Source organism: Marinobacter sp. KM021, from assembly GCF_050707965.1.
Lineage (GTDB): Bacteria > Pseudomonadota > Gammaproteobacteria > Pseudomonadales > Oleiphilaceae > Marinobacter > Marinobacter shengliensis.
Genome location: NZ_CP136129.1, coordinates 2,419,766 through 2,432,916 on the forward strand (window position 1 = coordinate 2,419,766; position 13,151 = coordinate 2,432,916).

At 56.5% G+C, this 13,151-nt stretch carries 16 protein-coding genes; 6 read left to right on the forward strand and 10 right to left on the reverse strand.

All coding sequences use genetic code 11. The features are described 5' to 3' along the window. Positions 1 to 2 precede the first annotated feature (2 nt). From RVM24_RS11385 to RVM24_RS11395, 3 genes are all read right to left on the reverse strand, one after another. Positions 3 to 707: a class I SAM-dependent methyltransferase gene (locus tag RVM24_RS11385; RefSeq protein WP_374812479.1), complete on the reverse strand. Its 705-nt coding sequence runs from the start codon at positions 705 to 707 to the stop codon at positions 3 to 5. Between the two features lie 90 nt (positions 708 to 797). Continuing rightward, entirely contained in the window at positions 798 to 1,247 is a 450-nt protein-coding gene (locus RVM24_RS11390) for a hypothetical protein (protein WP_106694861.1), read from the reverse strand. Positions 1,248 to 1,285: 38 nt separating this feature from the next. Further along, positions 1,286 to 3,046: a DEAD/DEAH box helicase family protein gene (locus RVM24_RS11395; RefSeq protein WP_374812551.1), complete on the reverse strand. Its 1,761-nt coding sequence runs from the start codon at positions 3,044 to 3,046 to the stop codon at positions 1,286 to 1,288. Between the two features lie 611 nt (positions 3,047 to 3,657). Between RVM24_RS11395 and RVM24_RS11400 the strand changes: the two genes are divergently transcribed. From RVM24_RS11400 to RVM24_RS11415, 4 genes are read left to right on the forward strand one after another with little or no spacing between them, the layout of a single operon-like run. Continuing rightward, positions 3,658 to 5,082, forward strand: coding sequence for a TolC family protein (locus RVM24_RS11400; RefSeq protein WP_374812481.1), 1,425 nt, complete (start codon positions 3,658 to 3,660; stop codon positions 5,080 to 5,082). 10 nt (positions 5,083 to 5,092) lie between these two features. Then, positions 5,093 to 6,382 (forward strand): multicopper oxidase family protein, encoded by a 1,290-nt coding sequence (locus tag RVM24_RS11405; protein WP_374812483.1) that lies wholly within the window; start codon positions 5,093 to 5,095, stop codon positions 6,380 to 6,382. Positions 6,383 to 6,405: 23 nt separating this feature from the next. Beyond that, complete coding sequence (locus RVM24_RS11410; RefSeq protein ID WP_374812485.1) at positions 6,406 to 6,831, forward strand: copper resistance CopC family protein; 426 nt, start codon at positions 6,406 to 6,408, stop codon at positions 6,829 to 6,831. 5 nt (positions 6,832 to 6,836) lie between these two features. Continuing rightward, positions 6,837 to 7,694: a copper resistance D family protein gene (locus RVM24_RS11415; RefSeq protein WP_374812487.1), complete on the forward strand. Its 858-nt coding sequence runs from the start codon at positions 6,837 to 6,839 to the stop codon at positions 7,692 to 7,694. A 60-nt stretch (positions 7,695 to 7,754) separates the two neighbouring features. Here the strand turns inward: RVM24_RS11415 and RVM24_RS11420 are convergent, their stop codons facing one another. Continuing rightward, a complete protein-coding gene (locus tag RVM24_RS11420; RefSeq protein ID WP_319634396.1) occupies positions 7,755 to 8,171 on the reverse strand; it encodes a helix-turn-helix domain-containing protein in 417 nt (138 codons plus the stop codon). Between the two features lie 5 nt (positions 8,172 to 8,176). Beyond that, positions 8,177 to 8,419 carry a type II toxin-antitoxin system HigB family toxin gene (locus RVM24_RS11425; RefSeq protein ID WP_374812490.1) on the reverse strand — a complete coding sequence of 81 codons (243 nt, stop codon included), beginning with the start codon at positions 8,417 to 8,419 and terminating at the stop codon, positions 8,177 to 8,179. A 254-nt stretch (positions 8,420 to 8,673) separates the two neighbouring features. On the opposite strand from RVM24_RS11425, the gene RVM24_RS11430 reads away from it, so the two are divergent. Beyond that, on the forward strand, positions 8,674 to 9,300 hold the full coding sequence (locus tag RVM24_RS11430; protein WP_374812492.1) for a DUF938 domain-containing protein: 627 nt from the start codon (positions 8,674 to 8,676) through the stop codon (positions 9,298 to 9,300). A 48-nt stretch (positions 9,301 to 9,348) separates the two neighbouring features. Here the strand turns inward: RVM24_RS11430 and RVM24_RS11435 are convergent, their stop codons facing one another. From RVM24_RS11435 to RVM24_RS11455, 5 genes are all read right to left on the reverse strand, one after another. Continuing rightward, on the reverse strand, positions 9,349 to 9,729 hold the full coding sequence (locus RVM24_RS11435; protein ID WP_058092303.1) for a ribbon-helix-helix domain-containing protein: 381 nt from the start codon (positions 9,727 to 9,729) through the stop codon (positions 9,349 to 9,351). Between the two features lie 70 nt (positions 9,730 to 9,799). Next, positions 9,800 to 10,369, reverse strand: a complete 570-nt coding sequence (locus tag RVM24_RS11440) for a DJ-1/PfpI family protein (RefSeq protein ID WP_374812493.1) — start codon at positions 10,367 to 10,369, stop codon at positions 9,800 to 9,802. Positions 10,370 to 10,543: 174 nt separating this feature from the next. Continuing rightward, positions 10,544 to 11,056, reverse strand: coding sequence for a DUF4124 domain-containing protein (locus RVM24_RS11445; RefSeq protein WP_319634203.1), 513 nt, complete (start codon positions 11,054 to 11,056; stop codon positions 10,544 to 10,546). A 120-nt stretch (positions 11,057 to 11,176) separates the two neighbouring features. After that, the gene (locus RVM24_RS11450) at positions 11,177 to 11,632 is read right to left on the reverse strand and encodes a CopD family protein (RefSeq protein WP_152438841.1); all 456 of its coding nucleotides are present in this window, start codon (positions 11,630 to 11,632) and stop codon (positions 11,177 to 11,179) included. Positions 11,633 to 11,732: 100 nt separating this feature from the next. Continuing rightward, positions 11,733 to 12,356 carry an ankyrin repeat domain-containing protein gene (locus RVM24_RS11455; protein ID WP_374812496.1) on the reverse strand — a complete coding sequence of 208 codons (624 nt, stop codon included), beginning with the start codon at positions 12,354 to 12,356 and terminating at the stop codon, positions 11,733 to 11,735. A 138-nt stretch (positions 12,357 to 12,494) separates the two neighbouring features. Here RVM24_RS11455 and RVM24_RS11460 point away from each other — a divergent pair, with 138 nt between their 5' ends. Next, positions 12,495 to 13,121 (forward strand): hypothetical protein, encoded by a 627-nt coding sequence (locus RVM24_RS11460; protein ID WP_374812498.1) that lies wholly within the window; start codon positions 12,495 to 12,497, stop codon positions 13,119 to 13,121. Positions 13,122 to 13,151 lie beyond the last annotated feature (30 nt).

Consider the following 13,151-nt stretch of genomic DNA (forward strand, 5'->3'; position numbering starts at 1 on the left):
GTTTACTGGCCAGTCCTCTCGCATCGGGAAACAACAAAAATCAGGCTCTTGGGATCGGCATTTCCTGCAGTTGGTGCCAGCATCCGGGAAACGCCTAAACCCGCCTCACTGAATAACCGGCTCCAGTCGTCCAGTGTCCGAACATAAAGAGGAGACGGTTCACCGAAATCGCCGGGCAAGTCGGCCCAGGTGCCTTCCCGCCAACCGCTCTTGGCCACCTCGTTTCCGCTGAACATCATCGGGTGCAGTGTCTGGATAATCAACACGCCGCCTGGGGTCAGCATTTGAGGGACAGACATAACGCATCGGCGCACAGTTTCATCGCCAAACAGTGAAAAGTTACAGACGACCAAGTCAAATATTCCAAGCCCCAACTTAGCGAGATCAGACTGATCTCCAACCACATAATGCCCCTTGCGATGCTCTTGGGCGTATTCGATTAGCTCGCGGGATGCATCCACGCCGACGGCGCGAAAACCGGACCCGGTCAGTAAATCCACTAACCAGCCCTCTCCGCATCCCACATCCAGGACCCGAGAGTTCGGCTGAACATGGCCATTGATTGCGGCAAGCAAAGCGTCACGCGACGCCACGCCCGGCGCACGGATTCCGTGATCCCGAACGGCATCAATCCAGGCCCTCCCGTTCTCATCCCATGCCTGGACAATCAACTTTTCATAGAGATCTGGGGTCTTCTTGAGGGACATCAGGGGCTCCGCGGCGCTTCAAAATGCCCCATTGTAACCTGCAGCAACGACTCCAGCGGTACTGCAGTGACGAATGGCAAACGAGCCTCTCTAGCCCTGCCAGATGCCAAGCATCGCTCCTACTCCCAAAACCAGGCTACCACCCACTTCCCCAAGTATCAGCAGCACCATGAATACCCCAGTCATCCAGGGCGGTAGAAGTCGCTTTCCCAAACGATGAGGGCGGCGCAGTTGGTTGTCGGTATCCTGAAGCAGGCCATGGAGGATATAGGTACCAATGGCAAACGCGAAAAATGCTAAGGCCGAGACAGCCGCCACAACATTCACCCAGTCCGCAAAAACACTGCGGGCACTGAACGCAGCCAACAGCAGTGCCGCAAAGCTGTAGAGCAGTGAACTGCGGTGAGCGATGTCGACATAGGTCGGCGACGAAGCGTCCTCGCTTCGGGCCATGTGCCGGTATTTCCAGATGCCAGTGAGAAGCCCCGTCATGAAGAACAGGAACGCCGCTGAAAGACAGATCTTTTCGGCCAGAGACATACATTTACTCCTTGGTTATAGTTGTAAGGCTGAAGTAATCACACCTCATTCGCTTTCCGATACTGCCCCCGATAATCAAATATCCGCTCCTGTACCTGCCAATAATGCTTCTGCTTACGGGCAATCACAAAATCCGGCGCCGGCAACAGAGCTTGCAACTCTAGTACCTCCTCCGCCTTACCGAAGGTTTTTGGAGCCTGGCCGTTCGCAAATCTGCGGCCGAACAGTTTGTTAAACACGTGGCGCTGTGCCGGCTTGCTGAAATCAAACGACTCGCCAAGCTCCTCCCCATCCTCACCGTGGTAGGTCATCTTCAGCTTGCTTCCGCCAAGGCCCAGGGTGATCCCCGCACAACGAATCACCACGGCATCCTTGAGCCTCAGGGCATCCCTTAGCTGATCGTCCGGGTCGATAATCGCTTTACGACAGTGCCCGCAATTTCTGGCCGCAATGTCGTTCTCGCCACCACAGTGGGGGCACTCCTTGAAGCGGAAACGGTAGTCGCATTGCTGGGCGCGCGTGCCATCCCCCTCCGCGGGTTCCAGCAGCCCCTGGCAACGGCGCCCGTAATGTTCAATCACCCGGCCGTCACTGTCGGTTTTACCCCAGAAAATATTGGCAAACCCGCAGCCAGGGCAGAACACCTGCACCGGTTCACTGTCCGGATTCGGTTTTGGCTCCCCAACCTCCGGGTGATGCAAGTTCATATGGTTGCCGGCGTAATCAATCACCAGGCAATCCTTTTTGCCCTCATCCAGGCGAAGACCACGGCCCACCATCTGCTGATACAGGCTCACCGACTGGGTAGGGCGAAGAATAGCGATCAGGTCCACATGGGGCGCATCAAAGCCCGTGGTGAGCACAGATACATTCACCAGGTACTTTAGCTGCCGCTGCTTGAAGCGCCGAATCAGTAGATCCCGATCTTTCTGATCGGTGGCGCCGGTCACCAGAGCGGTTTGGTTCTCCGGCAAGTAGCCGGTGATCTCCCGTGCATGCTCCACCGTTGCGGCGAAAACCATCACGCCCTGGCGGTCTGCGGCCAGTTCCACCACCTGTTCAATGATGGCACGTGTCACCCGCTTGTGTTTGCTCAGCAGCTGATTGACGTCTTTCTCCGCGTATTCGCCAAAGCGGTCCTGAGCCAGCGACGAGAAATCGTATTGCGCCACCGCTGCATTCACCAACTCAGGCCGGGTGAGATAGCCCCGATTGATCATATAGCTCAACGGCAGTTCGTAGATGCAGTGCTGGAAGGGCTTGTCGTCTTCGCTGCGAACAAAGCCCCGGTAGTGATAGCGATAGATCCAGCCCATGGCCAGGCGATAGGGCGTGGCGGTCAGCCCGAGTACTTTGAGGGAGTGGTTCTGCTGTTTCAGCAGGTCAATGATTTGTTGATACTGGCTGGTTTCCTCACCGCTGACCCGATGGCACTCGTCGATGATCACCAACGAGTACTCATCCCGGAACTGATCCAGGTTCGCCGCTACCGACTGTACACTGGCAAAGGTGACCTGATGCTGACTCTCTTTGCGCTTTAACCCAGCGGAGAAGATGCCACCGGCTAACCCATAGCTCTCGTATTTGGCGTGGTTCTGCTCCACCAGCTCTTTCACGTGCGTGAGTACGAGAATCTTGCGCCTGGCAAGGCGGGCCAGTTCGGCAATCACCAGGCTTTTGCCGGCGCCGGTTGGCAGCACGATGACGGCAGATTCGTCCGACTTGCGAAAATGATTCAGCGTGGCGTCGACAGCTTCCTGCTGGTAGGGGCGGAGCGTGAAAGGAGCTTTGTTTTTGATGGGCGTAGAGTCCTGTTTAACAGTTCACCGTGCACCATTATAGCCAGCACCGGCACTGACTACACTGGCCCTCGGGGGCGCCCTGCGCTCGTGTTCTGCGGAATATTGACTTATGACAAGGCAATATGGAAACTTGCAAGGATGTCGCTCAAACGTCGCTCTCTGATTATCATGCTCATCTTATGGCTGCCCGTCCAGGGGCTAGCGGCTGGCCTGTTACATTGCGACATTCACTCGGCACAGACCGCTGCAGACGAACCGTCTTCCCTGCATCAACACCATGCTCCGAATTCCCATGAAGCCGTCCACGAGCATCACTACAGCGCGTCAAACGACACCGGCCACCACGCCAATCATAAACACCCGGACGCCCAGCACGCCGATCCTTGCCAGCAGTGTTGCCAAGTCTGCACAACGTTGATCCCCTCGTACGCTCCCGCAGCCAGTCCCGATCTGGCCACGCCAGTTATGCGGCACGCAGAAAGTGCCGACAGTATTATCTCCGACCCGCTATTCCACCCACCACAAAACCTCAGTTAACCAAAAACCTGAACCTGCCGCGGCATTGACCGCCACGGCATGACCCTTGGTGACTTTGAGGCAATACAACCATGAAAAACCTGATTGGCGGAGCTATGGCCGTCCTGTTTCTGCAGGGCTGTGCCACGATGGCGCCCCCTGATTATTCGCAACTGGAGGCCGATCTCGACCCGCTGTTGCAGTCTCCGGCGCGGGGCCAGATTCACCAGACTCTGGAATTGTCCGAGCAAGAGCGATTTGAACAGGTCGACGACTTATTGTTTGAACCGCTGACACCCGGAACCGCGCAACACCTGGCGCTGGTCAACAGCCCACATATCCGCGCGCACTTACACCGGTTAGGCATCGTTGAAGCAGAACAGCTACAGGCACAAATGCTAAGCAACCCGACCCTCGCCGTGTCAGCCATGCGACCGGATGGCGGTGGCCGTTGGGAGCTGGGGCTGGGCCTGAGCCAAAGCCTGCTGGATTTGATGACCCACTCTTTACGAAAGACCCTGGCGGAGGAAGCGCTAACCAGCGCACGGCTTGACCTGCTGGACACCCTGAACCAGGAGCTGTATCAGGTTCAGCAGGATTACTTCCATGCCGTGGGTGCCAGCCACCGTGAAGCTGTCGCCCGGCTGGCCCTGAATGCAGCGGAAACAGCCCTGTTGCTGGCGGAACGCCTGCACGAGGCCGGCAACCTTAAAGAACTGAGCTTGCTGCATTACCGAGACCAGCAGTTACAGAGCCAGCGTGCCCTGCGCCGCGCCCAGGCCGATGCCCAGCAAGCGCAAACCACACTAGCGCTGCGACTGGGCCTTGAACATCCCGCCATGATGGAGTTGCCGGTCACCCTGCCACAACTGCCAAACGATGAACAGATAGACGTTGCCGCCTTAACAGACCACGCCCTGACACAGCGGCTGGACCTGCGCATCGCACGGCAAGTCCAAGCCGTTGCAGAGCATCGCCAGGCGTTCTACGCGCGCCAGGGCGGGATCACCCAATGGGACATCGGGATCGATGTCGAGCGCGATTCTGACGGCGGGTACAGCACGGGCCCCTCGATGTCGATTGGCCTGCCCCTGTTCGACCGTAACCAGGCGCGGAGGGCCGGGGCTGGCGCCCAGTTATTGCGCGCCGACGCGCTGGTGAATGCCAGGGAGCTCGAACTGCGTACACAACTCCCGGATTTGGCTAACCGATTAAGACTTACCCGTACCAACGTTGAGCAACTGGAACAACAGGTCATCCCGCAATGGCAACGGCAAGTGGACCTGCGCCTGCGCGAATACAACTTTATGTTGGTGGGCGCCTTTGAACTGCTCAATGCCAGGGCGCGGGAATTCGATGCCTGGCGCGAGCACGCTGAAACCCTTGAGCAGTATTGGATTCAGCGCATACATCTGGCGATGATCAGCGCCACCCCCCTAGACGCCGCTCTGCCTGACGCGGTACAACTGCCCTCCGTCCATGCCGGCGGCCAGGGTCACGACCACCACAATCACTGAGGCAGCCACCATGGTTAATCGTCGTCATTTTATACTGGGCAGTGCTGCGGGTCTGGTCGCCGGTGCCCTGCCAGCACAAGCGTTCGCCGCTGGTAATCGCCACGAAACAACCCACACACCGCTCACCGCCCCGGGCCAGACTGATCAGGGCTATCGCCCGGTGATCACACCCAACGGCCGAACCCTGGGCTATCGCCTGCGCGATGGCGTCAAAGAGTTCCACCTGATCGCCGAAGAAATAGAACACGCCTTCGGCGACGGCACCACCATCAAAGCCTGGGGTTACAACGGCAGTACCCCGGGGCCCACCCTTGAGGCGGTAGAGGGTGACCGGGTAAGAATCTACGTGACCAACCGCCTGAAAGAACCCACCAGCGTGCACTGGCACGGCCTGATACTACCCAATGGCATGGACGGCGTGGCGGGGCTGACCCAGCCCTCCATCCCGCCCGGCAAAACCTTTGTGTATGAGTTTCCGCTGGTGCAACACGGCACCCACATGTACCACCCTCATGCAGATGAAATGGTGCAGATGGCCATGGGCATGATGGGTATGTTCATCATTCATCCCCGCGAGCCAGAAGCCAACCCGGTAGATCGGGACTACGCCATCATGCTGCATAACTGGGCCATTCATCCGGGCACCTACCGACCCGACCCATCCATCATGCAAGACTTTGATCTGTGGACCATGAACAGCAAGGTCTTTCCATTTATCGATTCACTCGTGGCACAAACGGGTGAACGAGTGCGAATTCGCATGGGCAATCTATCCATGTGGAACCACCCCATGCACGTTCACGGCGTCAAGTTCTGGGTCACCGGTGGCGACGGCGGGCGTTGGCCCCAGGCGCAATGGCGCACCGAAGCCACCGAAATTGTCGGCGTCGGCCAGGCCCGAGACATCGAGTTTATTGCCAAGCCCGGCGACTGGGCCTTCCACTGCCATATGGCCCACCACACCATGAACGCGATGGGGCACGATATCCCCAACACCCTGGGTGTGAATCAGAACGAGGTCGAGCAGCGCATTCAGGCCCTGGTGCCTGGCTATATGGCGATGGGTGAACACGGCATGGGTGAACACCAGACTCATGTCGATGCCGGCCATATGCCTGGCCCCGAAAACACCCTGGCCATGATGATGGGCAAAGGCCAGTTCGGAAATATGGAAATGGGCGGGATGTTTACCGTCATCAAAGTTCGCGATCAACTCGACGGAGACCCTGGCTGGTATCAGCACCCAGCGGGCACCGTTGCCCACGAGGCCGATCGTGTTCCCAATGATTTACCAAAATAGCTTCAAACACCGGAGAAAGACCAATGACTAAACACCTGCTTCTACCCCTGCTAATGATGTTTGTCACCCTCACCAGCGCCAGCCTGGCCAAAGCCCACACGGATGTGGTTTATTCATCACCCGCAAGCGACGCGCATGTGCAAACGTCCCCGGAACACCTGGAACTCCGTTTCGGCGACACCGTAAGACTGATGCGCGTAAACCTGACCGACGGTGCCGGCGAGCGGGTACGAGTGGATTTCCGGCCCAGCCGCGAATCCAAAACCGATTACCGGATTGACCTGCCAACACTTCAAGAAGGGCACTACGAAGTGGAATGGCGCGCCATGGCCGACGACGGCCACACCATGACCGGCGGCTTCAGCTTCCACCTGGGAGAGAGCGCTGAGGCCCATGAGAGTCACCAAGACTCAGCCTCCGGCCAGGATGCACATGAGGGTCACCACTGACCGCCATGGACATCTGGACCCTTCTAACCATCGCCACCAAGGTGCTGATCTATCTCAGCACCGCAGGGGTGATTGGCGGCCTGTTCTGCCTGTGGTTGCTTAAACCTCACGGCATAGAGCGGCCGATGCATAGCTACATTCTTGCGGCAGGAGTGCTGGGGCTGTCAGCTACTGCCGCCAGTTTTCCGGTGCACACAGGGGCCGCATTTGGAGGCGGCATCGCCGGTGCCTTCGACCCCGACATCGCGAACATTATCTGGGAAACCAATGTAGGAGACACCACACGGGCACACCTGCTGGGATTTACGCTCACCCTGGCAGGCCTATGGGTGGCAGTCTGGCGAGGCCGGCGCCTCGGCTACACGCTGGTGATTGCAGGCGCCGCCAGCCTACTGTTTGCCTTTACGCAAACCGGACATTTACATAACGACAGCCGTGGCACTGCGTTGCTGGTCGTTCACCTATTGGGGGTCTCCCTGTGGCTAGGGGCACTCTATCCTCTGTGGCGGGTCAGTAACAGTCATCAGATCGCTCAACTTCAGGCCAGCATGGACCGCTTTGGCCAGACGGCCGTAGCTTTTGTTGGCGCACTGGTGATCTGTGGGGTACTCATGATTCTGCTGCTGGTTCAGCCCCTGTCGGGGCTGATCAACAGCGCCTATGGCTGGCTGCTGCTGATCAAGCTCTCGCTGGTATCGCTGTTGCTGGTGCTCGGCGCCATCAACAAGTTCTGCCTGGTGCCCCGGCTGGCATGGCCGGGATATACGCGGCGGCTGCGCCAATCTATCACAGCAGAAATGACGCTTGGCCTCGCGATCCTCATTGTGACCGCGGTGCTGACCACCTCGGTGGGGCCAGACTAATCCGAGCCTTCCTCGTGATAGAGGCGGAGTTTGAAGGGTGCTTCAAAGTACTGAGTCGTGCTAGAAGAACAAAACCGGAGGCACTTCAAAACGTTTGCCAAGGGCTTCCATATGTTTGCGGGTAAGCTTTTTTCCCTCGGCGCCATTGAGAATTTTGCTCACATTACCCTTCGAACCCAGCTCCGGCAGATCGGCAACCCCAAGGCCGTGTTGGGCCATCAGAGTTTTCAGTACCGCAATCCCCCTATCAGTTTCATCAACTGCGGCATTAAAGTCAGAAAACTCCGGGGCCTGATCTTCCCAGCGCTCAATGCTGACAGCCAGAACCTCAATCAACAGCTTGTTGGCGTCATAGTCGTCCACCAGCTCGTCCATCAGCTCCAACGCTCGATCATAATCTTCCTCAGTCTCAATATGGGCGATGAAAGGCACTCGAGCCAAGGCTTCCCTAATTTCTACAAAAGCAGTCGATAACATGAGCCTTACTCCCTACTGCGACGATATTTGTCAGTCAGCCGGTCGTATTCGGCGTGGCCGCAAATGTGTTTCACGTACATTCGGTTATCACGAAATTCAATGAAGGCAATCAGCCGCAAGTTATTGCCGCCAATGTCGATAACCCACCATTTGTTCCGATATTTAAAGTTGTCCAACGAGGGGAACACCTGGCGCAGCTGCTCCGGCGTTTCAAACCTTCCATTACGCAGCGTAATGTAGGTATTCACCAGAGCCTCCCGATCATTAGGAAATTGTTTGGCCGCGTCATTGAAAGGCTTTCTCGAAATAATATGCACGAACATTCCTTGTTTCTTTTTTTGAAACTCTAGCACAAAGTTTCAAAAAAAGAAACTGCATGACACGGAATCACCAACACCTTGCTGGTGCTGGCGGGAGCCGGAAGTAAAAGCTTCCGATTATACCGGCCCATGGCCAGCTCACCGTTTTATGATACCGTTCCGGGAAAAGGAGAGCCCAATTGATGACCACCCACCTGCCCTTTTCCCAAGCCTGCGAAAACAACAAAGGCCCCATCCTGGCAAGACTGTGCGAGGTCTTCAACGCACCGGGCACCGTGCTGGAAATAGGCACCGGCACCGGCCAGCACGCCGTGCATTTCGCAGCAGCCCTGCCCCACATAAAGTGGCAGCCAACAGACCACCCCACGGCCGCGCACCTGGCAGTTGCCCGGCTGGAACAGGCTGCGCTGCCAAACATTCTCCCCATGCGAAAGCTGGACGTGGCCAACACCCCATGGCCCGCACTCGATTTCCGATGGGCGTTCTCCGCCAACACCGCCCACATCATGGCCTGGACAGAAGTGGAACAAATGTTCCAGGGCATCGGTGCAAGCCTGCCTGATGACGGCGCGTTTTGCCTGTATGGGCCGTTCATGCACCAGGGTGAGTTCACCAGTGAAAGTAATCGGGCGTTTGACCGGTCACTAAGATCACAGGCGCAACACATGGGTATCCGCGATATCGAGGATTTGTCTGCGCTGGCCAAGGCGGTGGGGTTGGTACTGCGGGAAGATTACGCAATGCCGGCAAACAACGAGATGCTGGTGTTTATTCCATTGCATTCGACCGGTATAAAACCGACAGACTGAGGATTAGAGACTGTATCCGCGAATATGGGAACCTGGGTTGTCTCGCGCCTAGTGGCTTGCCTTACTCACGACTTTCGGTGTTGCCGATTTACCGCGCTTACCAGCAAGAATACGGTCTGCATCCAGCGAAGCGATTGGCACCCGGGTATCCCTCGGCACGTCACCACTCAATTGCAGCTCAAGGTAGCGCAGCGCGCAGACCCGGAGAAAGGATGTGAAATTGCCCAGATCATGGCCCGCATCAATGGACTCATGATAAAGCCGGGTGATCATCTGCGGCAGATTCATACCATCGCGCTCAGCCAGCTCCGACAGTACCTGCCAAAAGGCGTTTTCCATCCGCACACTGGTGACCATACCGTCAATTCGCAGGGAGTGGGTGCGGCTAACCCAAAGCTCCGAATCGGCGTTGATAAAGAGCTTGCACATAACGGCCTCCCCGAATGTGGTTGATGGCGCTTGACGGTGCTGAGGAGCCAGCGAACTGGCCCCTGCTATGTTACTGGTCCAGCAACTTGAAAAACTGCGCAAGCCAGGCCGGATGGGCAGGCCACGCAGGCGCTGTTACCAGATTAGCATCAGTGACCGCCTGATCAACCTCGATAGCGGCGAAGGTACCGCCCGCCAGCTCCACTTCCGGTTGGCAGGCCGGATAAGCCGAACATTTGCGACCCTCCAGAACCCCTGCTGCGGCCAGCAACTGAGCACCGTGGCAGATCGCCGCCACCGGCTTGTTGGCTTCAAAGAAATGGCGAACCAGACTCTGCACCTCCTTATTGAGCCGCAGATACTCCGGAGCGCGGCCGCCGGGCACCACCAGCGCGTCGTAATCTGCCGGATTCAGTCCGTCAAAATCCGCATTCAGGGCAAACCGGTGGCCGGGCTTTTCAGTGTAGGTCTGGTCACCCTCGAAATCGTGAATCGCTGTGGCGACCGTATCGCCTGCCTTTTTGTCCGGGCAGACGGCATGAACCGTATGGCCAACGGCCTGCAGTGCCTGGAACGGCACCATGGTTTCGTAGTCTTCGGTGAAATCACCGGTAATCATCAGAATCTTCTTCCCGCTCATGGCTGTCTCCTTGTGTTTGTATTGCCAGGTCAGGAAACATTAGCAGTGGTGGTGTCGGGGCGGGTATTAAGGGGTTACTACAGGTCTTAAAGCGGCAATCACAGCTGCAGCAGCAGGCTCCTGGTACCAAACGCTGACCGACCTTGCATGGACTAAGCAGGGCGCGCGTCAGAACTAACGAACATCTGGATAGCGCGGTTTCTTAACGGACTCGCATTCCTCAAAGGCATACCCCCTGGTACCACCGCCCTTGATCTGGTACTTGCCGAAACACGCCATACTTTCCCTATACCGCTGCATCTCCGCTTCATAATTGGCCATACGCTGCTCACGGGTCAGGCGCCCCTGACCCGGCTTCACCTCCTCCGGCAGGGTAGACACATTCTGCTGCGCCGGTGCTTGTTCTGACTCCTCCAAGCGCTCTTTTTCCCGTCGCTGCTCACCCAACTCTCCTGCTACGCGTTGCAACGACTCAGCACGAGCTTCAGCCTGGCGCTGTTCTTCAGCAGAAGGTATGCGAACTGAAAGGTCGACAGACTCTCCTGACTGCTTGTGTTGTTCAGGAATGCGGTCTCCGAAGTGAACGTTGCCAGCATCATCTACCCATTTATAAACTTCAGCAGAGGCTGGTGGCAAAGGGGCGATAAAGAACACGCAAAGCGGTAACATCGTCCTGCGAAACCACATAACAAAGTTCCTTTTTTGGCTTCTTGATATCTTCACCATAGCAAAAGAGAGATTGTTTAGCGTAACGCCCGCCTACCAGATTAGCGACCGACTTAACTGCTGACGTAAGCAACCGCCCGCTCACAAATACCGCCCACCAGCTCCAATCGCAACCACAATCAACCCAAGAATCAAATTAGTGCCCACCAGCTTTCGAATCTGCCCCACCTGGCGCCCGCCTTCCTGGGGGTTCTGATTGGCCACTGCCTGTTTCAGCCGCCGGAAGGGCGCAAAATAAACGTGGGCGTAGATCAGGATCATCACAATACCCAGCGCCTGCATCACTTGGATATGCCAGCCGGCACCGGCCATGCCGCCGAACACACTGAAAATCATCCAGTACCCGGTGACCAGCAACAGAATCACCGCCGCCCATACCCATTTAAAAAATCGTGACAAGGTGGCACACCAGAGCGCGCCTCGCTGTGAGGCATCAATCACCTCAACTACCGCCGGGCGCATAGCCATGTAGGCGAAAAACATACCGCCAACCCAGATTACGGCAGATAGGACATGCAGTGCGATGGCCAGACCCATAACGCAACTCCTGGATGAGAAATTCGAGTGATAAGTATAAGTTTAGCCATCGCGAAACAAACCTAAAACAACGGAAGCGGTTGAGGACGATCGAGCCCGCCTATAGAGCATCAAGCTCTGCCCGGATAGTCTGATAAATTTCCTGGTTCCGGGATTCCAAAAACACCGCAAACTCAAAAGCGTTAAAGCCATGATAGTCCTTCCCCGGACTATCAATCGGCAGGCTTGGATCCGCCCCCAACTCCAGAAGGGCGCGGAGATAACCCACATCGGCGTAAAGGACGGCCTCATGCACTGGTGCCAGCCCGTTGTGATAGCCGTTCAACGGCTCACCCCTTGCGGCAAAGTGTCGAAGTAACGCATAGCCACGGCGCGTCATGATGGACTCAGCATCGTGCCTATCCAACGAGGCGCCTACGAAATTGACCAAAGGTTGCAAACAGCCACCCATCGCCTTCATCGCTTTACCGCAGCGTTCATAGGGCCAGTCGAAATTGGTGAGAAGCCAGTAAGCCACTGCAGGCCGGATCGCCAGGCTATTAAAATCCGAGGGGCTCCAGGGCACTTCTTCGGGGTCAAGAAGCGCTATGACTGTCAGCCCCCAGGCATCGGAACCGAAAGCCCAGGTGCGATAGAACATCGGGTACAGCGTCAGAGCAATCACCAGACACCCGCCACATAGGGTGAGCGCCTTTTTGTGGCCCAGGAAATATTTGATAAGCACTTTGCTCCTCCTTGAGCATTTTTTGTTTTGGGGGGTTAGCTCTCTCTGCCAAAGGTATGCTGTGCTACGCACAAGCATTTGGTACGATACCCCCCCGCTTGCGTAAGGACTACGCGGCCTGACTGTAAGGGATTATGTATGAAAAGAACTGGCCTTAAATCCAGCATGAATCGGCACCAAAAAGTCCTGTGCGTCATTCTGCTGCCAATGGTCATCCTCTCAGTACCTCAGATATTCGGCCCTACAAACTTCTTACCCAATCCAGAGGTCGCGACGATTGCTCTATACCTATCGGCATTTGTCGTCATCGTGGTATCGCTTTGGGCCGGGTACCTGCTTCACACGGGAAAGATCACTCCGGATCCCCAATGGCATTCATTTGGCCTTGGCAAAAAATGCCTCACCTTCATAGGTTGCCCCTTGTTGCTCTGGATGATGTGCCACTTATCCTTCGGTTACACGATCCCGCGCATCTGGACGATGCTGAGTAGTGAGACAATAACGGTAGCATACCAAGTCACAAAATACCGTGGCGGTGGTCGCCACTCGTGCACCTATCAACTTGAAAATGATCAACTGGACCGAATGTATTTCCAAATCTGCGTGCCCAGAGATTTCTGGTATCGTTTGCCAGACGGCCCGTTCATCGCAATGTTCAAAGTTGAGCAATCGCCTGTAGGCATGACATTCAAAGGGACTCGAGAAGACTGGTTTGAACTAAACTTACCAACAAACTCATACAGCGATCGGTCGGCTCGGTTCTAATGGTCAACGCCGAATGGACAGACAAGACTC

Coding starts and splice junctions, on each gene's coding strand:
- RVM24_RS11385 (WP_374812479.1), bottom strand. CDS start 707: ATGTCCCTCAAGAAGACCCCAGATCTCTATGAAAAGTTGATTGTCCAG.
- RVM24_RS11390 (WP_106694861.1), bottom strand. CDS start 1,247: ATGTCTCTGGCCGAAAAGATCTGTCTTTCAGCGGCGTTCCTGTTCTTC.
- RVM24_RS11400 (WP_374812481.1), top strand. CDS start 3,658: ATGAAAAACCTGATTGGCGGAGCTATGGCCGTCCTGTTTCTGCAGGGC.
- RVM24_RS11405 (WP_374812483.1), top strand. CDS start 5,093: ATGGTTAATCGTCGTCATTTTATACTGGGCAGTGCTGCGGGTCTGGTC.
- RVM24_RS11410 (WP_374812485.1), top strand. CDS start 6,406: ATGACTAAACACCTGCTTCTACCCCTGCTAATGATGTTTGTCACCCTC.
- RVM24_RS11415 (WP_374812487.1), top strand. CDS start 6,837: ATGGACATCTGGACCCTTCTAACCATCGCCACCAAGGTGCTGATCTAT.
- RVM24_RS11420 (WP_319634396.1), bottom strand. CDS start 8,171: ATGTTATCGACTGCTTTTGTAGAAATTAGGGAAGCCTTGGCTCGAGTG.
- RVM24_RS11430 (WP_374812492.1), top strand. CDS start 8,674: ATGACCACCCACCTGCCCTTTTCCCAAGCCTGCGAAAACAACAAAGGC.
- RVM24_RS11435 (WP_058092303.1), bottom strand. CDS start 9,729: ATGTGCAAGCTCTTTATCAACGCCGATTCGGAGCTTTGGGTTAGCCGC.
- RVM24_RS11440 (WP_374812493.1), bottom strand. CDS start 10,369: ATGAGCGGGAAGAAGATTCTGATGATTACCGGTGATTTCACCGAAGAC.
- RVM24_RS11445 (WP_319634203.1), bottom strand. CDS start 11,056: ATGTGGTTTCGCAGGACGATGTTACCGCTTTGCGTGTTCTTTATCGCC.
- RVM24_RS11450 (WP_152438841.1), bottom strand. CDS start 11,632: ATGGGTCTGGCCATCGCACTGCATGTCCTATCTGCCGTAATCTGGGTT.
- RVM24_RS11460 (WP_374812498.1), top strand. CDS start 12,495: ATGAAAAGAACTGGCCTTAAATCCAGCATGAATCGGCACCAAAAAGTC.